The sequence below is a fragment of the Arthrobacter ginkgonis genome (genome assembly GCF_039540195.1).
GTDB classification, from domain to species: domain Bacteria; phylum Actinomycetota; class Actinomycetes; order Actinomycetales; family Micrococcaceae; genus Zafaria; species Zafaria ginkgonis.
Map to the genome: position 1 here is coordinate 80,217 of NZ_BAABEO010000015.1, position 25,919 is coordinate 106,135.

Below are 25,919 nucleotides of genomic sequence, written 5' to 3' on the forward strand. Positions count from 1 at the left end.
CACCCCCCTGCTTGCCGGTACCGGAGGAATGGGTCGACCAGATGAACGAATATCCACTGATCGCCGACCACGGCCTCATCGGTGATCTGCAAACGGCGGCGATGGTCGCAACGGATGGCACCCTTGACTGGTTCTGCAGTCCACGCTTCGACTCTCCGAGCATTTTCGCGTCCCTGCTGGACCATTCCCGCGGCGGCCACTTCAGCACACGGCCGCTCGACAAGGCGTTCGCCACGAAGCAGCTCTACCTGCCGGACACGGCGATCCTCATCACGCGGTTCCTGACGGAGGGCGGGGTCGGTGAACTGATCGACTTCATGCCGATCAGCGGCACGTCGCCCAGCGATGAGCATCGCCTGGTTCGGGTGGTGCGCTGCGTGCGGGGACGGGTCTCATTCGACATCGAGGTGGCTCCCCGTTTCGACTACGGCCGGCAGGAACACCACCTGAGCGTCAGCGACGACGGTGCTCTCTTCGATGCCGGCGAAACTCGCCTGGTCCTCCACCTCGTCCGCGAGGAGGGGGATGAACGGTTGGGCCGGCACGACGCCACGGACGAAGGCGACCTGCATGTCTCCCTGGCTCTTGAGGAGGGCCAAATGCGCGGCGTCGTCCTGCAGACGGGTCCGGACCTGGTGCCCCGCGTGATGCGGCCCGCCGAAGTCCGGCGGCTGCTCGACGACACCGTGGACTTCTGGCACGACTGGGTGGGCCAATCCACCTACGCGGGGCGCTGGCGCGAGGAGCTGGAACGCTCGGCCATCACACTGAAGCTCCTGACTTATGCGCCAACCGGCGCCCTGGTGGCCGCTCCCACCGCCGGCCTGCCGGAACAGATCGGCGGTGAACGCAACTGGGACTACCGGTACACCTGGGTGCGTGACGCATCCTTCTCGATCCACACGCTGATCCGGATGGGTTTTGCCGACGAGGCGGTGGCCTTCAGCCGATGGCTCTACGACCGCTTCATCGAGCGCCGGGAGAGCGGCAGCGGCCCGCTGAACATCATGTACCGCATCGACGGCAATCCTGACCTCCAGGAGGAGATCCTGCCCGACTGGGAGGGCTACCGTGGCTCGTCCCCGGTGAGGATCGGAAACGGAGCCGCCGGGCAACTCCAGCTGGACATCTACGGCGAAGCGATGGACGCCCTCTACTATCTGCACGGTTTCGGGGTGGGGATCGGGCAGCCCGGATGGCTCGCCGTCTGCGAACTGCTCGAGTGGCTCGCCGACAACTGGGATCAGCCCGAAGAAGGAATCTGGGAGACCCGGGGCGGACGCAAGGACTTCACCTATGGAAGATTGATGTGCTGGGTCGCGTTCGACCGCGCCATCCGGCTCGCGACGGCGCACGGCCGGCCGGCGCCCCTGGAGCGATGGATCGCCGAGCGCGACGCGATCTACAACCAGATCATGAACAAGGGCTGGAGCCCGGAACGCAAGGCCTTCGTACAGCAATACGGCGAGACCGTCCTGGACGCCTCGCTGTTGAAGATGCCGCAGGTCGGCTTCGTGGTCCCCGGCGACCCCATGTGGCAGTCGACCCTGCACGCGATGGATGCCGAACTGGTCTCTGACAGCCTGGTCTACCGCTACGACCCCAGCGCCTCCCCCGATGGGCTCCTCGGTTCGGAGGGCACCTTCTCCCTGTGCACGTTCCTGTACGTGGACGCCCTGGCGCGGTCAGGGCGGCTCGATGAAGCGCGAGTGGTCTTCGAAAAGATGCTGACCTACGCGAACCATTTGGGCCTGTATTCCGAAGAGATTGCCGCCACCGGTGAACAGATCGGCAATTTCCCGCAGGCGTTCACGCACCTGGCGCTCATCGATGCGGCCATCACGTTGAACGACTGCCTGGACGAAGCTGCGGGCAAGGCCCGGCGGAAGGATGGTGCCAAATGAGCGGAAGCAGCGTGGCGGGCCGGCCGACGAGCGCCTTGCGAAAGGTGCTCATTCCCCTGGCCCTCGCCCAATTCATCTGCAGCTTCGCCGGTTCGAACATGAACGTGATGATCAACGACATGAGCGAGGACCTCAATACCACCGTGCAGGGCATCCAGACGGCGATCACCATCTTCCTGCTCGTCATGGCGGCGTTCATGATTCCCGGCGGGAAGCTGACCGACCGTTACGGACGGAAGCGGTGCCTGCTCGTCGGCCTCGCCATCTACGGGGTGGGCGCATTGATCAGTGCCGTCTCTCCCAACCTGGGCATCCTCATCCTCGGAAACTCGATCCTCGAGGGCATCGGCACGGCGCTGCTGATCCCGCCGGTGTACATCCTCACCACGCTGCTGTACAGGGACCTCACCTCGCGTGCACGCGCCTTCGGGGCGATCAGCGCCATGGGAGGCGTCGGCGCCGCTGCGGGGCCGCTGATCGGTGGCCTGATCACCACCGCGATCAGCTGGCGGGCCGCCTTCATCTTCCAGGCAGTGATCATTGTGCTGATCATCATACTCAGCCGCCACATCGAGGATCCCCTGCCGCCGGACCCGACCAGCGTCTTCGACACGGGCGGTGCGGTCCTCTCCGCCGTCGGCCTCATCCTGGTGGTCATGGGCATTCTTGCCGCTGACAACAATTTCTGGCTCATGGTGACGTTGCTCGTCGTCGGTGCCCTCATGCTGCTGTGGTTCTTCCTCTGGATCCGCGCCAAGGAGCGTGCCCACAAGGAGCCGCTGTTGTCGACGAGCCTGTTCCGCAACCGCACGTCCAACCTCGGCATGGTCACGCAGAACGTCCAGTGGCTGGTCCTGATGGGCACGTCGTTCACGGTCGCCGCCTATCTGCAGGTCGTGCGGGGCTACAACGCCATCGAGACAGGCGTCATCTTCACGGCGGCGACGGTAGGCCTGCTCCTGTCCTCGTTCGGAGCCGAGCGCTTCGCCAAGCGGCGTGCGCAACGGACCCTCGTCATGGCGGGCTTCGTCCTCACGATCGCAGGCATCGTCATCCTGATCGTCATGGTGGGCGAGTCCTCGAGCCCCTGGGCGTTCGCGCCGGGCCTTTTCGTGACCGGATTCGGCATCGGCTTGATGCTGACGCCCTCGGTCAACATCGTCCAGTCCAGCTTCGGCGAGGAGCAGCAGGGCGAGATCTCGGGCCTGTCGCGCAGCGTGTCCAACCTGGGCTCCTCGCTCGGGACGGCGATCGCCGGCACCATCCTCGTCGTCGGCCTCAGTCACGGCGGATACGCCGCCGCCATGATCACGCTGGCGATCGTCGGGCTCGTCGGACTCGTGGCCGGGGCCCTGCTCCCCCGCGGCCGGGTTCCGGGCCTCGCCCCTGAAGGCTCGCTCGGACCCTCCTGAGAACCGGACGCACGCTGGCACCGGACCCGCGCGCTATCCGGCGCGCAGGTAGTACCGCATCGGCGCATGCCGGACGGCCCGGGGCAGACGCGGGTAGACCGCCGCGACGGTCCGCAGCACCGTTTGGAAGGCCCGCTCGTGCCGCGGGGACCACGGCAGGCCGAAGGGTTCGCGCAACTGCTCCGGCAGCAGCCCGGTAGTCACCAGGCGCGCCAGGGGCATGGCTGGACGCAGGAACCAGGAAACCTTGCGCGAATGCAGCAACTCGTGCGCCACCGCGCGGGTGGTCGCGTCCACCCGCAGTCCGGCCACCCCGCGCTCCCAGTACTCGGAGAAGTCAGCGCGCGTCGCCGGCCACATCCCCTCCGGCAGCTGCAGCGCGGTGCCCAGCACCGCGTACCCGCGGTACACCTCCTCGGCGGCCTCCTCCGGGACCACCGGATAGACGGCGTCATAGACCCTCATCGCCGAATCGTGCAGCGTGGCCGCGACCCACAGCTGCAGTTCCGGGTCGCGGGCGTCGTAGGCGGGATGGCTGCCGTCGCCGGCGGCGGAACCGCGCACCCGTGCATGTACCGCGTCCACGTGCGCCGCCACCTCGGCCGCCTGCTCCGGGGTCCCGGCCGTCAGTGAATAGATGTACCGCAGCGTGCCGTGCAGGCGCTTCATGGGGTCCTGGGCGAAAACGCTGTGCCGGGCCACCCCGTGGCCCACGGCCGGGTGCGCCAGCTGCAGCAGGATGGCGCGGCCGGCGCCGAGCAGCGTGACCGATTCGGCCGCGATGTCGCCGATCTCGCGGACCTTCATGCCCCGGCGGGTCCCGGACCCTAGGCCGGATGAACCACTCGCAGTCTCACTCTTCTGGGGAAACATCAATGCTCCGTACCTTTGCGGGACCGGTCGGGCGCGGTACGACGCCGGTGCCCGGGTTCCGTGGCCGCGGAACCCGGGCACCGGCGTCGTACCGGGAACAAACCTACTCGGCGGCGGCGAGTTGGCCGCAGGCGCCGTCGATCTCCTTGCCGCGGGTGTCCCGCAAGGTGGTGGGGACGCCGGCGGATTCGAGCCGGTCGATGAATTCGGCGGTGACGTCCCGCTCCGAGGCGGTCCAGATGGACCCGGGGGTCGGGTTCAGCGGGATCGGGTTCACGTGCACCCAGCCGCGGCCGCGGGCGTTGAGCTTGCGGGCCAGCAGGTCCGCCCGCCAGCCGTGGTCGTTCATGTCCTTGATGAGCGCGTACTCGATGGAGACGCGGCGGCCGGTGCGCTTGTAGTAGTCGTAGGCGGCGTCCAGCGCCTCGTCGACCTTCCAGCGCGAATTCACCGGGATGAGCTCGTCGCGCAGCTCATCGTCCGGGGCGTGCAGGCTCAGCGCGAACGTGAACGGGACGTTCTCGTCGGCGAGCTTGTTGATCGCCGGGACCAGCCCCACGGTGGAGACGGTGATCCCGCGCGCGCTCATGCCCAGGCCTTCGGGGGCCTCGTCGACCATGCGGTGCACGGCGGCCATGACGCGCTTGTAGTTGGCCAGCGGCTCGCCCATGCCCATGAATACGATGTTGGTGACGCGCTCGGCGTCGTGCCCGCCGTCGCGGCGCTTGCCGCCCAGCCCGCCCTCGGCGATGACGCGGTTGGCCTGGACGATCTGGTCCAGGATCTCCGCGGTGGACATGTTGCGGGTCAGCCCGGCCTGGCCGGTGGCGCAGAACGGGCAGTTCATGCCGCAGCCGCACTGGCTGGACACGCACAAGGTGATGCGGCCGGGGTAGCGCATCAGCACCGACTCGACGAGCGAACCGTCGAAGAGCCGCCACAGGAACTTGATGGTGTCGCCCTTGTCCGTGCTCAGCCGCTTGACCTCGGTGAGCAGCGTCGGGAACATCGCCGCCGCCAGCTCCTCGCGTCCGGCCTTGGGCAGGTCGCTCATGCGCTCGGGGTCGGTGGTGTAGTGCTGGAAATAGTGCACGGAGAGCTGCTTGGCGCGGAAGGCCGGCAGGCCGAGCTCCTTGAGCTTCTCCTGGCGCTCCTTCAGGGAAAGGTCGGCCAGGTGGACCGGCGGCTGGGAGACGCGCGGACGCTGGGCGAACTGGAGCTGCGGGCGTCCGTCCGGGCCCATGGCCTGCTTCCAGCCCTCGGCGGTCGGCCGCACCTGGGCACGGCCCTCCTTGCGGGCACGCAGCTCGGAGATGCGCTGGGCCTTCTTGGCCTCGGCGTGGTGGACCTCGGAGTCGTGGTGCTTGGCCGCCCGGTCGGCGCGGGCAGCCACCGCCTCCGAGGTACGGGTGCGGTGGTGCTCCGGCGCGCTGGCGTGGACGGCGTCTTGGGCAGCGTCGACGGCAGGAGGGGTGTTTTTGGGGGAAGTCATCCTTTCCATTGTCCCATGCCTGTCCAGTCCTGCGCCGTGGTCTCGGCCACGTCCACGGGAGGTGCGCGTCCGGACGGTCGGATTCGACGTCGCGCGGGGCATCGCGGGCCTGGTGGAGGGCAGCAAAGGCCTGCAGGCCGGGAGCATCCGCCCCGTCCGCCCGGGCAGCCGAGCCGGGCCAACTCCCACGTCGCACACAGGGATCTTGCAGACTGGCTCTCTAGTGTTGAAAGCACCTGAAAAGGTGCGAGTGATGAAGAAGGCCCCAGCTTCCCCCCAGGCTGGGGCCTTCGCTCGTCTGGGTCCTTCCCTTGTCTGGGGCCGGGATTAGGGCGGGGCAGGACCGGCACCCGCGATCCGCACCAGGGAGCGGTTGACGACGGCGAGCACGGCGATCGTGACCAGCGCGCCGAGCAGCAGCGCGGCATCCTCTCCAGGGCCGAGCAGGCCCAGCGTGGTACCGAGCGTGGCGGCGGCGACCGGCACCCCGAGCTGCCCGGCGGTCGCCGCGGCCACGGGCAGCGGCTGACCGGTCAGCGCCATCGACGCGTGCACGACTGCCGCGCCCGCGCCGAGCACGAGGCCCAGGGCGAGGGCTTCGGGCCGTTCCACGACCTTGGTCAGGTCCAGCGAGGCACCGAGCCAGACGAAGAACACGGGTCCGAAGAACCCCTCGGTCAGCGCGAACGCCTGGTGCGCGAGGCGGTGCGGCTCCCCCACCGCGGCAACGATCAGCCCGAGCACGAAGCCGGCCAGCATGATCGACACGTGCACGAAGACCGCCAGCGCGGCAAGGCCGAACAGCAGCGTCAGGGTCACCCGCAGCTCAAGGGCCAGGCCGCGATCCTCGGAGACGTCGTGCATTCGGCGGCGGGCGCCGCTGCGCTGGGCCCGCCGGAGGAACAGGTAGACCGGGACGCCGGCTGCCAGCACGGCTGCCGCCCCGAGTCCCGCCCGGGTCGCGTTCGCCGGATCGATCGCCAGCGGAAGCAGCACGATGCACGCGGTATCGGCGATGGCTATCTGCGGCAGCATGGCCACGATCGAGGGCGCGGTCAGTGGCAGGCCGGCGAGCGCGGGCATGACCAGGGCGGCCGAGGAGGAGGCGATCAGGACCGCATACAGCCAGCCGTGGCCGGTGCCGAACAGCGCCGCGATGCCCAGCCCCGCCGGAACGGCGAGCGCGCCGATCGCCAGGGCGCGCAGGATGCCTTGGCTCAGGCCGGCGCGAAGGTCCGGGCTGCGCAGCGGGATATGGGTGCCGGTGACGAACATGACCAGGGCGAATCCGATCTGGGCCAGGAACGTGAAGGTGGGATCGTCCGCGTGCAGGACCCCCAGCCCGGTGGCGCCGAGGACCAGGCCAACGAGGAGTTCGCCCAGGACCACCGGCAGGGACCAGCGCTGCAGCGACATGACGGGACCCAGAATCGCGACGGCGCAGATCAGCGCCAAGGTGGCGAAGTTCATTCAACGCCGCTCACGGGACGGGTTTCATCTCGCGCGACCTCCGTTTCCGGCCCTGCACCGGAGCTTACCCTTGGCTCCCGGCAAGGGCAGGACCGGGGCGGCTACAATCGCCGCACGGGGGTCGTCCCCGGCAGCGAAGGGGGCATCCATGGCCGGCGGCAGCCGCGAGCCGGGCCGGACGGTGACGTCCAAGGTCCTGGCCGTCATCGAGCCGTTCGAGGAACACCGCAGGTCCCTGAGCCTGACGGAGATCTCCGAGTATTCCGGGCTGCCCCTGAGCACCACGCACCGGCTGGTGGGCGAGCTGGTGGAGTGGGGCTTCCTGTCCAAGGGCGTGAACGGGCGCTACCAGCTGGGGCTGCGCCTGTGGGCGCTGGCGCAGAACACTGGGCGGCAGCTGCGCGACGCCGCGCGCCCGTTCGTCCAGGACCTCTTCGCGATCACCGGTGAGCTGTCCCACCTGGCCGTGCGCGACGGCTTCGACGTGCTCTACATCGAGCGCATCTACGGCACCAAGCGCGTTCCGCGGGCCTCCCGCGTCGGCGGGCGGCTGCCCATGCACTCCACCGCGGTGGGCAAGGTGATCCTCGCGTTCGAGGAGGACTGGTTGCGCGAGGCGTACCTGGGCCGCCAGTTGGAGCAGTCCACCCCGCACACCCACACCAACCCCGCCCGGCTCGCCGAGGAACTGGTCCAGATCCGCGAGCAGGGTTATGCCATCACGGCGGAGGAGGTCCGTCTGGGTGCGGCATCCATCGCCGTCCCTGTGTTCCATACCGGCCGGGTCGGCGCCGGGCTGGGGATCGTGACGCTGTCCTCGCAGGCGTCCACGCTGGTCCGCCACCTGCCGGTGCTGCGCGGGATTTCGGCGCAGATCGAGCGCGCCACCGCACACATCCCGCTGGAGACGCTGCTGGGCAGCGTGCTCCCCAGCCGGTCGTAAACGGAGCCAGGTCCTGGCTCCGACGTCGGCCGGCACGGGGATCGGGCTCCGCCGCGACGGGCGGCGGGCCCGTCCTGCATACTCGTCGTTATGCCTAATCCGCCCACGCGCGACTCAATCATCAGCCGGGTGGTGCGCCTCATGGGCGCCTTCGACCGCACGCAGCCGTCCATGACGCTGTCCATGCTGGCGCGCCGGGCGGGCCTGCCGATGACCACCACGCATCGCCTCGTCGACGAGCTGGTGCGCCACGGCCTGATCGAGCGCCAGCCCGGCGGCGACCTGCGCGTGGGCCTGCGCATGTGGGAACTTGCGGCGCGTGGGTCCCACGCCCTGTCGCTGAAGGAGATCGCGCTGCCGTTCATGGAGGACGTCCAGTCCGCGCTGGGGCAGCACACCACCCTGGCCGTGCTGGACCGGGGAAGCGTGCTCTACGTGGAACGGCTGTCCCATCCCGATTCGCCGCTCGATGCGGCCCACATCGCCCAGCGCATGCCCATCCACGCCTCCTCAAGCGGGCTAGTGCTGCTGGCCCACTCCCCCACGAACTTCCAGGCGGAGGTCCTGGCTGGGGACCTGGAAAAGGTGACGCCGGAGACGGTGACCGACCCCGCCGTCCTGCGCCGGCAGCTGGCCGACATCCGCCAGCGCGGCTTCATCGCGGTGCCGGGAATCGGCCGCACGGAATGGACAGGGGTCGCCGTACCCGTCTTCGGGCCGGACAACCGGATTGCCGCGGCCCTGAACGCGATCATCCCGCGCGAGGACACCGGCATCCCTCGCGTCGTCGCCGCCCTGGTGACCGCGGCCCACGGCATCTCCCGCGCGCTCGGCGCCGAGAGCCCCCGGCGCGGCTTCCCGGTGGCCTAGGCGGTACTCCGAGGATCGCGGCGGTCCTCCACGGCACCCGCGGCATTCCGCGGCTGACGGACGATCTTTTCCGACTACCGGAAAAGCGTGTCCCGCGCCACACCTCCCCGGGCCATCCTTGTTGCAGGCGCAGACCACGCCTACGCCGGGGGATCGGCCGGACGCGCAGCAACGGCCGCTTCCGACCGATCCCCCGCACCCCGATTCCCCCTAACCAGGTCCGCACGGACGCGCGATGAGGCGCGCCCGGAAACGGTCCGGAAAGCAAGGAACGATGACCATCGACATCCACGGCGTCGGCGCCGGCACCACCGCCACGGCCGGCCTTCCGCCGTACTCGCACGAACTCGACTGGCCCGAGGGCCTGGAACCCTTCAAGGTCGTCGACGACGGCAGCCAGTCCGACCCCTACCCGCACTACCGCTGGATGCTGGCGAACGCGCCGGTGCTGCGCGCCCACACCGCGGCCTCCGACGTCTGGTTCATCTCCCGCTACGACGACGTCCGCAAGGCCATGCGCGCGCCGAAGGTCTTCTCCTCCCAGGTCGTGGACCCGGTGCCGCTGACGTTCCTGACCCTCATGGACGCCCCGAACCACAGCCGGCTGCGCCAGGTCGTCGCCCAGGCCTTCACCCCGAAGGCCATCGCCCTGTTCGAGGACCGTGTCCGCGAGAACGCCGCCCTGTACCTGGAGGCGATGCTGGCCAAGGGCGGCGGCGACGCCGTCGAGGAGTATGCGATCCCGCTGAGCATGTCCACCATCAGCGCCCTGCTCGACGTTCCCGCCGAGGACTTCGAGAAGATGAAGTTCTGGTCCGACGAGACCTTCAGCTACTTCGGCCGGCTGGCCCGCAACGCCCCGGGCACCGGGACCGACGAGCAAAGCACCTTCGAGTTCTTCGCGTACCTGAAGGACACGCTGGAGCGCCTCCACGCGGAGAGCAGCCCGTCCGTCGGCGGGCACATCGCCCGCATGTGGAAGGAGGGCCTGCTCACCGAGAAGGAGGCCAAGGAACTGTGCGCGTTCGTGTTCGTCGCCGGGCACGACACCACCACCATCCTGCTGGCCAACGCCTTCCGCGTCTTCAGCGAGCAGCCGGAGCTGCTCGAGCGCATCCGACGCACCCCGGAGGACGCCGACCTGTTCGTCGAGGAACTGGCCCGCTTCCGCGGCACCGTCCAGCGAGCCAGCCGCATCACCACCGAGGAGGTCGAGGTCGCCGGAGTCACGATCCCCCGGGGCGCGATCGTCCGCCTGCTTCCGGCCGCCGCCAACCACGACGACGCCAAGTTCCCCAACGCCGCCGTCTTCGACATCGACCGCGACACCAACGGGCACCTCGGCTTCGGCCACGGCGTCCACAGCTGCCTCGGCTCGCCGCTGGCCCGGCTGGAAACGAGGGTGACCGTGCAGCTGCTGGCGCAGGAGCTCTCTGGCATCTCCCTGGACCCGGCGCGGCCCATCGAGTACGTCCGCGGCAACAACCTGACCAATGCCGGCCCGGAGCACCTCCACGTGGAGCTGGAGGCCCACCGTGGCTAGCGCGGACCGGGTCGTCATCATCGGCTCCGGCCACGCCGGCGTCTCCGTCGCCGCCGGACTGCGCACGCGCGGCTTCTCCGGACGCATCGTGCTCGTCGACGGCGAGCCCGGGCTGCCCTACGAGCGCCCGCCGCTGTCCAAGGAACTGCTCAAGCCCGGCGCGCCGGACGGCGCGACCCCGCTGCGCAAGGAGTCCTACTTCGAGGGCAAGGACATCGAACGGATCGCCGGCGCCACCGCGGTCTCGATCGACCGGGCCCGCGGCATGGTCGCCCTGTCCGACGGCCGCGAGGTGGGGTACTCCAGGCTCGTGCTCGCCACCGGCTCCCGGCCCCGCCTCCTCTCCGTCCCCGGGGCCGACCTGCCGGGCCTGTTCACGCTGAAGACCTTCGAGGACGGCCGGGCGCTCAAGCAGGTCCTGGCGCCCGGGGCCAGGGTGGTCATCGTGGGCGCCGGATACATCGGCCTCGAGGTGGCCGCGGCCGCCGCGAAGCTGGGCTGCGACACCACGATCCTTGAATTCCAGGACCGCATCATGAGCCGCGTGACCTCCGAACCGGTCTCCCGGTTCTTCGAGCAGGTCCACCGCGCCAACGGCGTGCGCATCAGCTTCGGCACGGCCGTCACCGCCTTGGGGGGCGACGGCCGGGTGGAGTTCGTCGCCACCGCCGACGGGACGCGCTACCCGGCGGACGTGGTCGTGGCGGGGATCGGCGTCGTCCCCAACCAGGACCTGGCCGAGGCGGCGGGGCTGGAGTGCTCCGACGGCGTGCTGGTCGACGACGCCGGCCGCACCTCGGCCGAGGGCATCTACGCCGCGGGCGATGCGACGCGCTTCGCCAGCCTCTTCGACGGGGCCAGCCAGCGCCTGGAGTGCATCCAGAACGCGCAGTCCCAGGCCGACCGGATCGCCGCCGATATCACCGGGCAGGAACCCGGCGAGCCCGGGGTGCCGTGGTTCTGGACGGTCCAGCACGGCGTGCGCCTGCAGACCGCCGGCGTGCGCCACCCCGACGACGAGACGGTGGTGCGCGGGGAACCGGCCACGGGGAGGTTCTCGGTGGTCTACCTCCGCGACGGGCGGATCTCCGCCGTCGACACCATCGGCGGGCTGTCCGACTTCAATCCGGGCAAGCGGCTCGTTGCCGAACGCGCCACGCTCGACGCCGCCCTGGTCGCCGACCCCGGTACCCCCTTGGCCGATTCCGCAGTCCCGGCCCTGGCCCCCTCCCGCTAGACACCGATCGACCAGACACCTTAAGACCCTGAAGGACACACGATGACGACCATCACCGCGATCGACCGCGATGGCTCCTCCCACGACCTGCCGTGGGAGGAGGACCAGAGCCTCATGGAGGTCCTGCGCGACAACGACCTCCCCGTGCTGGCCTCCTGCGGCGGCACCGCCTCCTGCGCCACCTGCCACGTCTTCCTCGCCAAGGAGGTCTTCGACTCCCTCGGCGAGCGCGGCCCGGACGAGATCGAAATCCTCGCCGACGCCGAGGGCTACCGCGAGTGCGGCTCCCGCCTCTCCTGCCAGGTGGAGCACAGCCCCGCCCTCGACGGGATCACCGTCGAGCTGGCCCCCGAGGGCTGAGCCCACCGGCGAATCCCGCCCGCGGCAGACCCGAACGCCGCCCCGCCAGCCCGCCCTGCATGCCGGGGCCGCAGGCGGGGCGGCGTTTTGGTCCCGGGCCCGGACCCGGGCTCCTCCGACGGCAGAGGGAACCTGCGCGGGAAAGTGCGCTTCCACTGAGTGGAAGTTTTTGCTGCGCGAAACGGTGTGATGCGCGCAACACTTGGGGAGATGAAGCAGACCGGCCGGCAACGACGCGGACGGGAACCCCGAGGAGTACAGATGTCAGAAGCGACGGAGGCGGCCCCCCCGCTGCCCGTTCGGCCACGGCGCGGAGGCGCCGGCCGGCCACCACGGCTACGAACCCTTCCAGATGAAGGACCCGTTCCCGGCCTACGCCGAACTCCGCGCCGAGCAGCCGGTCATGTTCGACGAGCGCACCGGCTACTACGTGGTCTCCCGCTACGACGACATCAAGGCGGTCTTCGACGACTGGGAGACCTTCTCCAGCGAAAACGCCCAGGCACCCGTCCGCGAGCGTGGCCCCCAGGCCAAACGGATCATGGAGGAGGGCGGGTTCACCGCCTACTCCGGGCTGTCCGCACGCCGCCCGCCGGAGCACACCCGCATCCGCGCGGTGGCCCAGAAGGCGTTCACCCCGCGCCGCTACAAGGTCCTGGAACCGTTCATCCGGCAGAACATCGTGGACCAGATCGAGCGGATGCTGGCCCGCCCGGAGCGCCGCGGCGACCTGTTCCGCGACCTCGCCTACGACGTCCCGACCATCACCATCCTCACGCTGATCGGCGCGGACACCGGCATGGTGGACACCTACAAGCGCTGGTCCGACTCCCGGGCCGCGATGACCTGGGGCAACCTGAGCGACGAGGAGCAGATCCCGCACGCGCACAACCTGGTCGAGTACTGGCAGGAATGCCAGCGCCTGGTCGCCCACGCCAAGGAGCACGGCGGCGACAACCTCACCGCGGACATGGTGAAGGCCCAGGCCGAGGGAGCGGAGATCTCCGACCACGAGATCGCCTCCCTGCTCTACTCGCTGCTCTTCGCCGGCCACGAGACCACCACGACGCTGATCTCCAACACCTTCCGCGTGCTGCTCGCCGACCAGGCGCAGTGGCAGCGGGTCGTGGAGGACGAGAAGCTCGTCAACGGCACCATCGACGAGGTCCTGCGCTACTCCGGCTCGATCGTCGCCTGGCGCCGCAAGGCCCTGAAGGACACCGAGGTCGCGGGCGTGCCGATCCCCGATGGCGCCGGGCTCCTGCTCCTGATGGGGGCGGCCAACCGCGACGACACCCAGTTCGAGGACCCGGAGGCCTTCGACATCACCCGCCCGAACGCCCGCGAGCACCTGAGCTTCGGCTACGGCATCCACTACTGCCTGGGCAACCAACTGGCCCGGCTGCAGGCGCGCATCGCCCTGCAGGAGATCGCCGGCCGCGCCCCGGGCCTGCGGCTGGCAGATCCGGAGTCCATCACCTTCCGCGAGAACATCTCCTTCCGCGTCCCCGAATCCGTTCCCGTCACGTGGGAGGCCTAGCAGCAATGAACGATTTCCAAAGCAACGAGTACGTCCAGTTCTTCGACGGCGGCATCGCTCCGACGCTGGAGAACCTGGGCGGCAAGGGCGCCTCCCTGGTCACCATGACGGAGGCCGGCATGCCGGTCCCGCCGGGGTTCGTGGTCGCCACCGCGGCCTTCGACGCGTTCATGGACGCCGCGGGCATCACCGCCGAGATCCACGCGCTGCTCGCCGGCGTCGACCCGGAGGACGTGGCCGCCGTCGACCGCGTCTCCCTGCGCATCCGCGAGGACATCACCTCCCGCCCCATCCCGGAGCGGATCCGCGAGCTGACCCGCCGGGCCTACGACGCCCTGCAGGCCCGCTTCGACGCCCCGGCGCCGGTCGCCGTCCGCTCCTCCGCCACCGCCGAGGACCTGCCGGACGCCTCCTTCGCCGGACAGCAGGACACCTACCTGTGGCTGGAGGGCTTCGAGTCCGTCGGCGAGCACGTCCGCCGCTGCTGGGCCTCGCTCTACACCTCCCGCGCCATCATCTACCGGCTGCGGAACAACATCCCCAACGAGGGGCTCTCCATGGCCGTCGTGGTGCAGAAGATGGTCAACGCGCGGGTCTCCGGCGTCGCCATGACGCTGGATCCGGCCAACGGCGACCGCTCCAAGATCACCATCGACTCCTCCTACGGGGTGGGCGAAATGGTGGTGTCCGGCCAGGTCACCCCGGACAACTTGGTGCTGGACAAGGTCACCCTGGCCATGGTGCGCGAGCACATCGGCGACAAGCACGCCGAACTCGTCCCGGATCCGCAGGCGCACGCGCTCGTCGAACGGGAGGTCGACGCCGGCCGCCGCGCCGTGCGCTCCCTGACCGACGCCGAACTCGAGGCCGTCGCCCGGATGGCCAAGCGCGCCGAGAAGCACTACAAGTGCCCCCAGGACATCGAGTGGGCGCTGGACCGGGACCTGCCCGACGGCGAAAACCTCCTGCTGCTGCAGGCGCGCCCCGAGACCGTCCACTCCGCCAAGGCCCCCGCGGCACCCGCCACGCCCGCCTCCCCCGGCTCCCTGTGGGGCGGGTTCTCCGGCACCCTCCTGAAGCCCTCCGCCTGACGCACCCAGCCTCCCCATTCCGCTCGACGCCGAGCACCGACGAAGGGACCCCCATGTCCATGAAGTCCTTCCCGAAGCCCTCCGAACTGCCGGTTCCCGCCGGCGCCGAAGGCTGGGAAAAGATCTACCCCTACTACCTGGTCTTCCAGGACGAGCTCAAGGAAGCCGAGGACGCGAAGTTCTGGTTCTGCGACTCCCAGCACTGGCCCACCGTCTACAAGCCTTTCGAGACCATCGGCGGGGAGTTCGCCGTCAAGTGCCTGGGCCAGTACAACGCCCGCCACCTGATGATCCCCAACGCCAACGGGATCGAGTTCCGCGTCCACCTCGGCTACCTCTACATGTCCCCGATCCCGGTGCCCGAGGACCAGATCGCCGCCCGCGTTCCGCTCTTCGAGGAACGCGTGGGCCACTACTTCGCCAACTGGGAGACGCTGCTACAGCAGTGGCACACCAAGGTTCGCGGCACCATCGACGAGATGGAGACGCTGCGCTTCGCGAAGCTGCCGGAGATTGTGCCGATCGAGGACATCCGTTCCGGCAAGGCCAAGGACGGCTCCGAGGTGCTGCTGGAGAACTACGACCGGCTCATCCAGCTCTGCTACCAGAACTGGCAATACCACTTCGAGTTCCTCAACCTGGGCTACATCGCCTACCTGGACTTCTTCAACTTCTGCAAGGAGGTGTTCCCGAACATCCCCGACCAATCGATCGCGACCATGGTGCAGGGCGTGGACATGGAGCTCTTCCGCCCGGACGACGAACTGAAGGAGCTCGCCGCCCTGGCCGTGGAACTGGGCCTGCAGCCGCACTTCTCCCACACCGACGCCCCGGAGGCCACCCTGGCCGCCATCGGCGCCGCGGCCGGCGGCGAGCGCTGGCTTGCCCGCTGGGACGAGGCGCACGAGCCGTGGTTCAACTTCACGGTCGGCAACGGCTTCTACGGCCACGACAAATACTGGAACGAGCACCACGAGATCCCGCTGGGCTACATCGCGGACTACATCCGCCGGCTCGACGACGGCCAGGACATCATGCGCCCCAAGGAGGCCCTGATCCGGGAGAAGGAGCGGATCGTCGAGGAGTACCGCGACCTGCTGGACGGCGAGGCCCAGGCCGCGTTCGACGCCAAGCGCACGCTGGCCGCGACCGCCTACCCGTACGTGGAGAACCACAACTTCTACATCGAGCACTGGACGATGGGCGTGTTCTGGCGCAAGATCCGCGAGCTGTCCCGGATGATGCATGCCGAGGGCTTCTGGGCCAAGCCGGACGACCTGCTGTACCTGACCCGCAACGAGGTCCGCGACGCGCTCTTCGACCTGGTCACCGCATGGGGCGTCGGCGCCGCCGCGCCGATCGGTGCGACCTACTGGCCCGCGGAGATCGAGCGCCGCCGCGGCATCGTCGACGCGCTGAAGACCGCCCGGCCCGCCCCGGCGCTGAACACCCCGCCCGCCTCCATCACCGAGCCGTTCACCCGGATGCTGTGGGGCATCACCACCGAGCAGGTCCAGCAGTGGCTGGGCGCCGGCGAGGAGGTCCCCGGCGGCGGGCTGCGCGGCATGGCCGCCTCCCCCGGCGTCGTCGAGGGCATCGCCCGCGTGGTGCACGACGCCGACCAGCTCTCCGAGGTCCAGCAGGACGAAATCCTCGTGGCCACCGTCACCGCACCGTCCTGGGGCCCGATCTTCGGCAAGATCAAGGCCACCGTCACGGACATCGGCGGCATGATGAGCCACGCGGCCATCGTCTGCCGCGAATACGGCCTCCCCGCCGTCACCGGCACCGGCTCCGCCTCCACCACCATCCGCACCGGACAGCGGCTGCGGGTGGACGGGACCAAGGGGACCGTCGAGATCCTCGACGCCCCCGCCGTCCAGGGACCGGGCGCCCACAGCCACCACCACGGGCACGACGCCGAGCCGGCCAATGTCTGAGCAGAACCAGCCCTCCCCCGGGGCCGCCCGCACCGCGCTCATCACGGGCGCGGCGGGCGGCCTGGGCCGGGCCTTCGCCCTGGGCTTCGCCTCCCGCGGCTACCGCGTGGCGGTCGCCGACGTGAACCTGGACGGGGCGGAGGAAACCGCCCGCCTGGTCCGGGACACCGCGGCCGCGGCCGCGGCCTTCCGCGCCGACGTCACCGACGCCGCCTCCACGGAGGAACTCGCGCGGAAGACGGCGGAGTTCGGTGACGGCGGCATCGACGTCGTGCTGAACAACGCCGCGATCTACGCGACGGTCACCCGCAGCCCCTTCGAGGAGATCGACCCGGCCGAATGGGACCTGGTCATGAACGTGAACCTCAAGGGCCCCTGGCTGGTGACCCGGGCGGCCAGCCCGCACCTGCGCGAGGGCGGACGCGTCATCAACCTCTCCAGCGCCACCATCTTCTCCGGCTCCGAGCAGTGGCTGCACTACGTCGCCTCCAAGGGCGGGGTGGTGGCCATGACCCGGGTGCTGGCCAAGGAACTGGGCCGGCGCAACATCACCGTCAACGCCATCGCCCCCGGCTTCACCCTCACCGAGGCCAGCTACGGGCTCATGGAGAACGCGGAAAGCTACGGCGTGGACCGCGGCGCGCTCAAACGCGCCAGCCAGCCCGAGGACATCGTTGGAGCCGCACTGTTCCTGGCCGGACCGGAGAGCTCCTACATCACCGGGCAGACCCTCGTCGTCGACGGCGGACGCCAATTCATCTGACCCCCTTTCCAGCCACATCCGGGCCCCGGCCCGGCGAACCACCAGGAGGACCCCAATGACCACGGTCCATTTCACCGACTTCGAGGGCACCGTGCGCGACGTCGAGGCCAACCCCGGCGACTCCGTCATGGAGACGGCTGTGCGCAACGGCATCCCCGGCATCGTCGCCGAATGCGGCGGGTCGCTCTCCTGCGCGACCTGCCACGTGTTCGTCCGCGAGGACTGCCAGGCCGGGCTGCCCGCCCCCAGCGAGATGGAGGACGAGATGCTCTACGGCACCGCCGAGGACCGGCAGGACAACTCCCGCCTCTCCTGCCAGATCCGGCTGGCCGAGGGCGCGGACCTGCACGTGACCACCCCGGAAACGCAGGTCTAGCCATGGGCACCACCATTGCCGCCGCCGCTCCGGCCCCCGCACCCGCCCCGGATTCCCGCCCCGCCCGCACCGGGCTGCTGGTCATCGGGGCCAGCCAGGCCGGCGTACAGCTCGCCGTCTCGCTGCGCGCGCTGGGCTTCGAGGAGCGCATCACCCTGCTCGGCGAGGAGAACCACCGCCCCTACCAGCGCCCCGCCCTGTCCAAGGAGTTCCTGCAGGGGACGGTGGAAAGCGAATCGCTGATCTTCCGCTCCAACGACTACTGGGCCGAGCACAACGTGGACCTGGTCAAGGGCGAGCGGATCGTGCGCATCGACAAGGAACCGGACGGGTCCGGGACCGCGTTCGCCGCCTCCGGCGCCGCCTTCCCGTTCGCCCGGCTGGCCCTGACCGTCGGCGCGCGGGCCCGGAGGCTGCGGGTGTCCGGCGCCGAACTGGACGGGGTTTTGTACCTGCGCAACGCGGACGACGCCCTGGAGCTGAAGGCCCGCGTCGGGGACGCCCGCGACGTCGTCGTCATCGGCGGCGGATTCATCGGACTCGAGGCCGCCGCCAGCCTGCGGACTATGGGCAAGAACGTGGTGGTGCTCGAACAGGGCCCGCGGCTGGTCGGACGCGCCGTGGGCGAGCAGACCGCGGACTTCTTCCTCGCGGCGCACCGCGCCCGCGGGCTGGACATCCGGCTGGATACCGCCGTCGCGCGGATCCTCCCGGACGACGCCGGAAGGCCGGCCTGCGTGGAACTGGCGGACGGCACCGTGCTGCCCGCGCAGATCGTGCTGGCCGGGATCGGCGTGGAGCCGAACACCGCCCTCGCCGAGACGATGGGGCTTACCGTGGACAACGGGATCGTGGTGGACCGGCACGCACTGGCCTCCGACGGGACCACCGTGGCCGTGGGCGACTGCGCCAACATGCCCCACCCCGTCCCCGGGGCGCCGGAGGGCGCGCGGATCCGTCTCGAAAGCGTGAACAACGCGATCGAGCATGCGAAGGTCGCCGCCTACTCCCTTACCGGGCGGAGCGAGGAGTACGCGGGCGTGCCCTGGTTCTGGTCCAACCAGGGCGACCTCAAGCTGCAGATCGCCGGGCTGTGCGGAGCCCCCGGGGAGGGCCACGACGCCACCGTGGTGCGCCGCGACGACGCCCGGGGCAAATTCACCGTCCTCTACTACCGCGCCGGGCGGATCGTGGCCGCCGACTGCGTGAACGCGCCGCTGGACTTCATGGCCGTCAAGAATGCCCTCGCCACCGGGCGCAACATCCCCGCCGGCCCCGCCGCGGATCCCGGAGTCCCGCTGAAGGGCCTCACCGTGGACGCGCCATCGAACCTCTCCAAGGAAACTCCATGAGCACCCGGAACACGGGCACACCCACCCCAGCCGCATCAGCCCCGGAATCCCCCGAGGCCGACCCGCGCGCCCGCGCCTTCGCCGCGGCCCACCCCGTCCGTCCCGTGCCCGCCCAGGGCCTGGTCGAGACCGCCCCGATCTCCGCCACGCCGGCCTCCGATGGGCTGGATGCCCTCTGGAAGGCCGTGGTCCACGAGACCCGGACCCGCGGCAACGACATCCACCTGCCGATCTCGATGGCCTACGCCGAACGGCTGTGCCGGGCCTACCCTTCAGCCGATGCGGAGCTGGTGCTTGTGTCCGTGCTGCTGCACGACACCGGCTGGGCACACGTGGACGAGTCGCGCATCATCTCCGAGGGCTTTGCCGGCGACTGGCGCAAGGCGGCCATCCGCTACGAACACGAGCAGCAGGGCTGCGAGGTGGCGCGCCGGGTGCTGCCGGGCCTGGGCTACGGCGCCGGGTTCATCGAGCGGGTCTGCGAGATCATCGACGGCCACGACACCCGCCCGGTCGCCTACTCGCTGGAAGACGCCCTCATGCGCGATGCCGACCGGCTCTGGCGCTTCGACCAGGCCGGGATCGCGCTGGCCTCCTCCTGGTTCGCCATGGACCCGGCCGCCTACACCGACCGGCTGGCCGTCGAGATTGTGCCCGAACTGATCACCCAGGCCGCCGTGGACATGGCCACCGCGGACCTGTCCCGCTCCAATGCCCTGCTCAAGACCGGAGTGCTCAGATGACCCCGAACCCCGCCGCCGGCCCAACCCAGGCATCGGCGCAGGCGCACGCGCCGGCGTCGGACGCGAAGACGGCCCGCGCCGCCCTGCAACTGCCCTACACGCACGTGCGCGACGTGTTCGTGGACGGCGAGTGGACCCCGGCGCTCGGCACCGGAAGCAATCCCGTCACGGACCCGGCCACCGGGGAGACCTGGGGCTCCGTTCCCGACGGGACCGCCGGGGACGTGGACCGGGCGGTCGCCTCCGCACGGCGCGCCTTCGGCGGCTGGGCGCGGCTGGCGCCCTCCGAGCGCGCGGCCTGCCTGCGGCGGATCGCCGACGAGGTGGAAAAGCGCGCGGAGGAACTCGCCCTGACCAACACGCGGGAGAACGGCTCCCCGGTGGCGGAGTCGCGCGGGGCGGCCGCCAACGCGGCCGGCATCCTGCGCTACTTCGCGTCGCTGGCCGGGTACCTCGAGGCCGAGGACGTGCGCCCCTTCCCCCTCGGCGGCGGCGAGTCCGTGGTGCGGCGGGATCCCCTGGGGGTGTGCGCCCTGATTGCGCCGTGGAACTTCCCGATCAACCTGGTGGTCATCAAGCTGGCCCCGGCGCTGCTGGCCGGGTGCACCGTGGTCATCAAGCCCGCCTCCCCCACGCCCCTGTCCATCCGGCTGATCGTCGACGCGGTGGCGGCCGCGGGCGTGCCGGCGGGCGTGGTGAACCTGGTGACCGGGTCCGGCCGGCTCGGCGATCACCTGGTGCGCCACCCCGGCGTGGACAAGGTGGCGTTCACCGGCTCCACCCCGGTGGGGCGGAAGATCGCGGCGGCGTGCGGCGAGCTGCTGCGCCCGGTGACCCTGGAACTGGGCGGGAAGTCCTCGGCGATCGTGCTGCCGGACGCGGACCTGGACGCGATGTCCTCGGTGCTGGTGCGCTCCTGCATGCGCAACACCGGGCAGACCTGCTACATCTCCACCCGCATCCTGGCCCCCGCCTCCCGGTACGCGGAGGTGGTGGAGCGGGTGACCGCGACGATCGCGGCCGGGAAGCAGGGCGACCCGCTGGACCCTCAGACGGTGTTCGGGCCGGTGGCGACCGCCGCCCAGTTCCGCTCGGTCATGGGCTACGTCGAGTCCGGCCACGCGGAGGGCGCCCGGGCCACCACCGGCGGGCGGGCCGCCCGGCTGGGTAACGGGCTGGAGGAGGGGTCCTTCATCGAGCCCACCGTGTTCGCGGACGTCACCCCGGGCATGCGCATCTCCCGGGAGGAGATCTTCGGGCCGGTCATCTCGATCCTGAAGTACGGCGGCGTCGACGATGCCGTGGCGCTGGCCAACAACACCGAGTTCGGGCTGGGCGGGCTGGTGTTCGGGCAGGACCCGGACGCCGCGCTGGCCGTGGCGGACCGCGTTGATTCGGGCTCGGTGGGGATCAACTTCTTCGCGTCCAACCACGCGGCGCCGTTCGGCGGCCGGCACGACTCCGGGCTCGGCACCGAGTACGGGATCGAGGGCCTCAACGCGTACCTGGCGTACAAGTCGATCCACCGGCGGTGACCGGCGGCAGTGACTCACGACGGCGGCGCCGCCTTCCCTGAGGAAGGTGGCGCCGCCGTGGTGGTTGTGCGGCCGGTCAGGCGTTCGTGCCGCCGTGCGGGTGGTCCAGCGCCGAGGGGCCGCGGAACCAGCGGAACAGCCCGTAGCCGAACATGATGGCCCCGAAGGCGACCCCGAGCCACATGGGGGAGGCCGTGTCGAGGCCAGCGGCGAATTGGGTGTAGATGAAGGCCCCGAACACGATCATGACCAGCAGGCCCGTGATGGTCAGGACAAGGCCGGTCCGGCGCATCGTCTGCGGGGTGCCGGCGTGTGCCGGATGGTTGAAGGAGTCGCTCGCGCGGCCCTGGGGGTTTTCCGCCATGGTGTATCTCCTTTGGTCGGTCCTATGCCGCTCGGTCCTATACCGCGTCGGTCGTTGCGGCGTCGACGCGGCGCTTCTCGACGTACTCGCGGAAGTGGCGCAGGTCCTTCTTGACCTTGCGCGAATCGGTGCCGAAGGCGGCTCCGAAGTGTTCGGCCCTGGTCTTGTCCTCCCAGGAGAGCCGAGCCGTGATGCGGGTGTGCGTGTCGGCGGGGGCCACCCCGCCGTGTTCCCCGGTCGCCCCGTGGAGGGCTTCGCGGAATGCCGCGGACCGGCTCTGCACCGGCTCGAAGAGCAGCGTTCCCTCGCCGCCCAGGGCCCCGTCGCTGCGCCAGTGGATCAGCTCGCCGGGGCGCCGTTCGATGACGTGGGTGTCGAACTCGCGCTGTTCCCCGTGCACGGCCACCACCCAGTGGGTGGTGGTGTCGTCCACGCGGGTGACGCTGACGACCCCTTCCAAGAACTCCGGGAACGCGTCGTACCGCGTCCAATACTCGTAGGCCACCGCGGGGACGACGTTGACTTCCACGGATTCCTGTATGTGTGCCATCGTTTCCTCCTTTACCTGGTCACTCAGGGGTTTTGGCGCGCTCCGCGGGGGCCGTTAGCTGCTCGGGGACCACCGTCGCGCCCGCAGCGTGCGACTCGTGGATGGGCAGCTCCGGAACATGGACCGGTGTCACCGGGCCTTGCAGGACCGCTGACACCATGGCCACCTCTCCGTGAGGGTCGGCGGACCGCAGTTGCGGCTCGGCGGCCAGGAGATGCAGCGCAAGCTTTTCCTCGGCCTCACGACGGCGGCGGGCGACATCCCGCATCCGGCTAGTCGCGGTCGAGGCTCCAAAGTCCTCGGGCCACGCTACGCGGTCCTGTGATTCCATTTTGGCCTCGCTCTTCGGGGATGGCGCGGTCGGGGGGTTTTGCGCATGTCCCATGCCCCCAGCATCCCCCTCCGCGGCGAAACACGGAAGTACCCCAGCGCACAGTCTTGGACGGGACCGGTTGTTTCCGGTCAGGCCGGGGAGTCCCCGAGCCCGTGGATTCCGCGCCGCCGGACACCCTCCATTCCGCCGCTGGCCTACCCCGTCACCGCCCGAACCGCGCCCTAGCGGCACTGGGCCTGCAGCCCGGGACGGATCGGGCGGCTAGCGTCTTCTGGTACCGGTGGCGGACGGCCCGCCGCGGGGCAGCCGGGCGGCCAGCGGCACGCGCCAGCCGAAGCGCAGCGAGAGCATCCGCAGCGCAAAGACCGCAACGGCCACCGCCGCCCCGGAGGGGATGCCGAGCCAGCCGGCCTGGGCCAGCAGCGCCGTGGCCCCGGCCCCGAGCAGCGCCGGTACGGCATAGACGCCGCGCGGGTTGAACAGCTGGGGCACCTCGTTGGCCACGACGTCGCGCAGGACCCCGCCGCCGACGGCCGTGGTGACACCCAGGAGCGTGGCGGGGGCCGGGCCCATGCCCGCCTCGAGCGCCTTGAGCGTGCCGGTGACGCAGAACAGGGCGAGTCCGGCGGCGTCGAACGCCAGCAGTGACCGCCGGTGCCGTTCCACCCGCACCACGTGGAAGTAGACCAGGCCGGCGGCCAGGATCGGGGGAAGCATGTACACCGGTTGGGCAAAGGCGTTGGGGATCCCCCGGTCCAGGATCAGGTCCCGCACGATGCCCCCGCCAAGCCCGACGAGGGAACCGAGCAGGAGCGAGCCGACGATGTCGAAGCGGCGGCGGGCGGCGAGCAGGCAGCCGGACACGGCGAAGAAGAAGACCCCGACCAGGTCCAGCCCGGTCTGGATTCCCGGCAGCAGGTCGGTCATCGGCCGCGCCCCGGACAGCTGCGGGGCGCCGCGCCGGAAACGCCCCGGCGGGCATCAAGCAAGTGGAACAAGGCCGGCCTTTCGGGTGGTGGGCGCCCGGTCCGTCCCAGTCTAAGCCGAGGGCAGGGCCCGGCTACCCGATGATCCGGCTGCGGATCAGGAAGCGCTTGCCCTCCGGAGCCTCCACGGAAAAGCCGGAGCCGCGTCCGGGCACCACGTCCACCGTCAGGTGCGTGTGCTTCCAGTACTCGAACTGTTCCCGCGACATCCAGAAACCGATCTGTCCCACGCTCGCTGCGCCGTCGTCGTCCACAGGCTCCTCGTGGGCCGGGCCGCCATCCAGGGGGAGGTCGAACACGCCCAGGAGCACGTCCGATCCCCCGGTCTTGAAGTCGCCTTCGGGAAAGCACATGGGCGAGGAGCCGTCGCAGCAGCCGCCCGACTGGTGGAACATCAGCGGGCCGTGGCGCTCCCACAGCGTCCGCAGCAGGGCCGTGGCCTCCGGGGAGAGGGCCACCCGGGAGAACTCCTCACCCTCGATGGCCGGCCGCGCGTCGATCCTGGCGCCCATTCCTACCTCCTGGGGGTTTGGCGATGAATGCTGCCGGGGAAGTGCACGCCTGGGCGGTTCCCGAAGCGTGCACTTCCCCGGCAAGGCAGGTTAGAAGAAGCCGAGCGCGTCCGGGGAGTAGGACACCAGCAGGTTCTTGGTCTGCTGGTAGTGGTCCAGCATCATCAGGTGCGTCTCGCGCCCGATGCCGGAGGACTTGTACCCGCCGAACGCGGCGTGGGCCGGGTAGGCGTGGTAGTTGTTCACCCAGACGCGGCCGGCCTGGATCTCGCGCCCCGCCTGGTAGGCCACGGAGCCGTTGCGGCTCCACACGCCCGCGCCGAGCCCGTAAAGGGTGTCGTTGGCGGTCTTGATCGCGTCCGCGTACTCGCCGAAGCGGGTCACCGAGACCACGGGGCCGAAGATCTCCTCCTGGAAGATGCGCATGGAGTTGTCGCCCTCGAAGATGGTCGGCTGCACGTAGTAGCCGCCGGCCAGGTCTCCACCCAACTCGGCGCGGCCGCCGCCGGTGAGGACCTTAGCGCCCTCCTGCTTGCCGATGTCGATGTAGGAAAGGATCTTCTCCAGCTGGTCGTTGGAGGCCTGGGCGCCCATCATGGTGGCCGTGTCCAGCGGGTTGCCCTGGACGATCCGCTGCGTGCGGGCGACCGCGTCGCCGAGGAACCTGTCGTAGATCGAGTCCTGGATCAGCGCCCGCGACGGGCAGGTGCAGACTTCGCCCTGGTTCAGCGCGAAGAGCGTGAAGCCTTCCTGCGCCTTGTCGTAGAACGCGTCGTTGGCGTCGGCGACGTCCTCGAAGAAGATGTTCGGGCTCTTGCCGCCGAGCTCCAGGGTCACCGGGATCAGGTTTTCGGAGGCGTACTGCATGATCAGCCGGCCGGTGGTGGTTTCGCCGGTGAACGCGATCTTGCGAATGCGCTTGCTGGAGGCCAGCGGCTTGCCCGCCTCCAGCCCGAAGCCGTTGACGATGTTCAGCACGCCGGCCGGCAGCAGGTCGCCGACCAGTTCGGCGAGCACCAGGATGGACACCGGCGTCTGCTCCGCCGGCTTGAGCACGACGGCGTTGCCCGCCGCCAGCGCGGGCGCCAGCTTCCACACGGCCATCAGGATCGGGAAGTTCCACGGGATGATCTGCCCGACCACGCCCAGCGGCTCGTGGAAGTGGTAGGCGGTGGTGCTGTCGTCGATCTGGGACAGCGTGCCCTCCTGGGCGCGGATGGCTCCTGCGTAGTAGCGGAAGTGGTCGATCGCCAGCGGCAGGTCCGCGTTCAGCGTCTCCCGCACCGCCTTGCCGTTGTCCCAGGTCTCGGCGACCGCCAGCAGCTCCAGGTTCGCCTCCATGCGGTCGGCGATCTTGTTCAGGATGACGGCGCGCTCGGCCGCGGAGGTGCGGCCCCACGCCGGGGCCGCACCGTGCGCCGCGTCCAGGGCCGCGTCGATGTCCTCGGCGGTGCCGCGGGCGACCTCGGTGAAGACCTGCCCGGTGACCGGGGTGACGTTCTCGAAGTACCGGCCCTTGAGCGGGGCCTTCCATTCGCCGCCGATGTAGTGGTCGTAGCGCGGCTTGAAGGTGATCAGCGATCCCTCGGTGCCGGGGTTGGCGTAGACGGTCATGGCAACTCCCTTGTTGTCGGCTGACGGCGTGGGCCGTGGTGTTTCGGGGCCGGAACCCTTACCGAGAGGCTATGCCGGGCGAGGTTGCATCCGGGTTGCATCGGGCCACTTCCGG

At 70.1% G+C, this 25,919-nt stretch carries 23 protein-coding genes; 15 read left to right on the forward strand and 8 right to left on the reverse strand.

Going from position 1 to position 25,919, the window contains the following annotated elements:
* Positions 1-41: 41 nt before the first annotated feature.
* Positions 42-1,904, forward strand: coding sequence for a glycoside hydrolase family 15 protein (locus tag ABD912_RS11360; protein WP_345150878.1), 1,863 nt, complete (start codon positions 42-44; stop codon positions 1,902-1,904).
* Entirely contained in the window at positions 1,901-3,316 is a 1,416-nt protein-coding gene (locus tag ABD912_RS11365; RefSeq protein WP_345150879.1) for an MFS transporter, read from the forward strand. The genes ABD912_RS11360 and ABD912_RS11365 overlap by 4 nt, the downstream gene beginning before the upstream one ends.
* A gap of 33 nt (positions 3,317-3,349) precedes the next feature.
* Here ABD912_RS11365 and ABD912_RS11370 read toward each other — a convergent pair whose 3' ends face one another.
* From ABD912_RS11370 to ABD912_RS11380, 3 genes are all read right to left on the reverse strand, one after another.
* Positions 3,350-4,123, reverse strand: coding sequence for an oxygenase MpaB family protein (locus tag ABD912_RS11370; RefSeq protein WP_345150880.1), 774 nt, complete (start codon positions 4,121-4,123; stop codon positions 3,350-3,352).
* A 169-nt stretch (positions 4,124-4,292) separates the two neighbouring features.
* Entirely contained in the window at positions 4,293-5,681 is a 1,389-nt protein-coding gene (rlmN, locus tag ABD912_RS11375; protein ID WP_345150881.1) for a dual-specificity RNA methyltransferase RlmN, read from the reverse strand.
* Positions 5,682-6,008: 327 nt separating this feature from the next.
* Complete coding sequence (locus ABD912_RS11380; protein ID WP_345150882.1) at positions 6,009-7,151, reverse strand: cation:proton antiporter; 1,143 nt, start codon at positions 7,149-7,151, stop codon at positions 6,009-6,011.
* Between the two features lie 148 nt (positions 7,152-7,299).
* Between ABD912_RS11380 and ABD912_RS11385 the strand changes: the two genes are divergently transcribed.
* The 13 genes from ABD912_RS11385 (at position 7,300) to ABD912_RS11445 (ending at position 21,444) form a co-directional block, all read left to right on the forward strand.
* Positions 7,300-8,094, forward strand: a complete 795-nt coding sequence (locus ABD912_RS11385; protein ID WP_345150883.1) for an IclR family transcriptional regulator — start codon at positions 7,300-7,302, stop codon at positions 8,092-8,094.
* 90 nt (positions 8,095-8,184) lie between these two features.
* Positions 8,185-8,964, forward strand: a complete 780-nt coding sequence (locus ABD912_RS11390; protein WP_345150884.1) for an IclR family transcriptional regulator — start codon at positions 8,185-8,187, stop codon at positions 8,962-8,964.
* Between the two features lie 274 nt (positions 8,965-9,238).
* The gene (locus ABD912_RS11395) at positions 9,239-10,507 is read left to right on the forward strand and encodes a cytochrome P450 (RefSeq protein WP_345150885.1); all 1,269 of its coding nucleotides are present in this window, start codon (positions 9,239-9,241) and stop codon (positions 10,505-10,507) included.
* Positions 10,500-11,744: an NAD(P)/FAD-dependent oxidoreductase gene (locus ABD912_RS11400; protein ID WP_345150886.1), complete on the forward strand. Its 1,245-nt coding sequence runs from the start codon at positions 10,500-10,502 to the stop codon at positions 11,742-11,744. Before ABD912_RS11395 ends, ABD912_RS11400 begins: the two co-directional genes overlap by 8 nt.
* 42 nt (positions 11,745-11,786) lie before the next feature.
* Positions 11,787-12,104 carry a 2Fe-2S iron-sulfur cluster-binding protein gene (locus ABD912_RS11405; RefSeq protein ID WP_345150887.1) on the forward strand — a complete coding sequence of 106 codons (318 nt, stop codon included), beginning with the start codon at positions 11,787-11,789 and terminating at the stop codon, positions 12,102-12,104.
* A gap of 352 nt (positions 12,105-12,456) precedes the next feature.
* A complete protein-coding gene (locus ABD912_RS11410) occupies positions 12,457-13,644 on the forward strand; it encodes a cytochrome P450 (RefSeq protein WP_345150888.1) in 1,188 nt (395 codons plus the stop codon).
* 5 nt (positions 13,645-13,649) lie between these two features.
* Positions 13,650-14,735, forward strand: coding sequence for a PEP/pyruvate-binding domain-containing protein (locus tag ABD912_RS11415; protein WP_345150890.1), 1,086 nt, complete (start codon positions 13,650-13,652; stop codon positions 14,733-14,735).
* 53 nt (positions 14,736-14,788) lie between these two features.
* Positions 14,789-16,675: a PEP-utilizing enzyme gene (locus ABD912_RS11420; RefSeq protein WP_345150892.1), complete on the forward strand. Its 1,887-nt coding sequence runs from the start codon at positions 14,789-14,791 to the stop codon at positions 16,673-16,675.
* Entirely contained in the window at positions 16,668-17,438 is a 771-nt protein-coding gene (locus ABD912_RS11425) for an SDR family NAD(P)-dependent oxidoreductase (RefSeq protein ID WP_345150893.1), read from the forward strand. Before ABD912_RS11420 ends, ABD912_RS11425 begins: the two co-directional genes overlap by 8 nt.
* 55 nt (positions 17,439-17,493) lie before the next feature.
* Entirely contained in the window at positions 17,494-17,814 is a 321-nt protein-coding gene (locus tag ABD912_RS11430) for a 2Fe-2S iron-sulfur cluster-binding protein (protein ID WP_345150894.1), read from the forward strand.
* A gap of 2 nt (positions 17,815-17,816) precedes the next feature.
* On the forward strand, positions 17,817-19,166 hold the full coding sequence (locus tag ABD912_RS11435; protein ID WP_345150895.1) for an NAD(P)/FAD-dependent oxidoreductase: 1,350 nt from the start codon (positions 17,817-17,819) through the stop codon (positions 19,164-19,166).
* A complete protein-coding gene (locus ABD912_RS11440) occupies positions 19,163-19,909 on the forward strand; it encodes an HD domain-containing protein (protein WP_345150896.1) in 747 nt (248 codons plus the stop codon). Before ABD912_RS11435 ends, ABD912_RS11440 begins: the two co-directional genes overlap by 4 nt.
* Positions 19,906-21,444, forward strand: coding sequence for an aldehyde dehydrogenase family protein (locus tag ABD912_RS11445; protein WP_345150897.1), 1,539 nt, complete (start codon positions 19,906-19,908; stop codon positions 21,442-21,444). The genes ABD912_RS11440 and ABD912_RS11445 overlap by 4 nt, the downstream gene beginning before the upstream one ends.
* 76 nt (positions 21,445-21,520) lie before the next feature.
* On the opposite strand, the gene ABD912_RS11450 is transcribed toward ABD912_RS11445, so the two are convergent.
* From ABD912_RS11450 to adh, 5 genes are all read right to left on the reverse strand, one after another.
* On the reverse strand, positions 21,521-21,808 hold the full coding sequence (locus tag ABD912_RS11450; RefSeq protein WP_345150898.1) for a hypothetical protein: 288 nt from the start codon (positions 21,806-21,808) through the stop codon (positions 21,521-21,523).
* 37 nt (positions 21,809-21,845) lie between these two features.
* Positions 21,846-22,358, reverse strand: coding sequence for an SRPBCC family protein (locus ABD912_RS11455; protein ID WP_345150899.1), 513 nt, complete (start codon positions 22,356-22,358; stop codon positions 21,846-21,848).
* A gap of 595 nt (positions 22,359-22,953) precedes the next feature.
* Positions 22,954-23,619 (reverse strand): trimeric intracellular cation channel family protein, encoded by a 666-nt coding sequence (locus tag ABD912_RS11460; protein WP_345150900.1) that lies wholly within the window; start codon positions 23,617-23,619, stop codon positions 22,954-22,956.
* Positions 23,620-23,752: 133 nt separating this feature from the next.
* Positions 23,753-24,190: a DUF779 domain-containing protein gene (locus tag ABD912_RS11465; RefSeq protein ID WP_345150901.1), complete on the reverse strand. Its 438-nt coding sequence runs from the start codon at positions 24,188-24,190 to the stop codon at positions 23,753-23,755.
* A 90-nt stretch (positions 24,191-24,280) separates the two neighbouring features.
* Complete coding sequence (gene adh / locus ABD912_RS11470; protein WP_345150902.1) at positions 24,281-25,804, reverse strand: aldehyde dehydrogenase; 1,524 nt, start codon at positions 25,802-25,804, stop codon at positions 24,281-24,283.
* Positions 25,805-25,919 lie beyond the last annotated feature (115 nt).